Genomic DNA, 675 nt, shown 5'->3' on the forward strand with positions numbered 1-675 from the left:
GTCCGATGCAGGGCACGGTGCTGAGCATTAGCGGGGTGTTGCTGCGGGCCAGCGTGGCGGGCGCGAGCATCGGTGAGCTATGCCACCTGCGCGACCCGGTCAGTGGTCGCAGCCTCAGCGCCGAAGTGATCGGTTTTGATGGCGACGAAGCGATCCTGTCGCCCATCGGTTCCATGGAAGGCCTGTCGACCCGCACGCAAATCACTGCCACCGGCGAAAGCCTGGGTGTGGCCGTGGGCGATGCGCAATTGGGGCGAGTGATCAGCCCCATGGGCGAGTTTCTCGACGGTGACGGTGTACCGCCAACCCTGAACCTGCAGACCTACCCCTTGCATGCCGAGCCACCGGCCCCGTTCTCCCGGCAATTGATCGTGCGCTCCATGGCGTTGGGCATCCGCTCCATCGACGGCTTGCTGACCCTCGCCCAGGGCCAGCGCATGGGCATCTTCGGCGAGCCCGGTGTGGGCAAATCCTCCTTGTTGGCGAGCATCATCCGCAACAGCGAGGCCGATGTGATTGTCATCGGTTTGATCGGCGAGCGGGGCAGGGAAGTGCGCGAACTGCTGGATGTGCAACTGGACGCCACGGCCCGCGCACGCACCGTTGCTGTCGTCGCCACCTCCGACCGCCCGGCCGCCGAGCGGGTGCGCGCGGCATTAGTCGACAACACACTGG

At 66.1% G+C, this 675-nt stretch carries 1 pseudogene; it reads left to right on the top strand.

What is annotated here, in order from left to right:
* Positions 1-675, top strand: a pseudogene (locus tag HX846_RS30515) (EscN/YscN/HrcN family type III secretion system ATPase); the annotation flags it as partial.

The organism is Pseudomonas sp. K5002, from assembly GCF_013386655.1.
In the GTDB taxonomy this organism is placed as follows: domain Bacteria; phylum Pseudomonadota; class Gammaproteobacteria; order Pseudomonadales; family Pseudomonadaceae; genus Aquipseudomonas.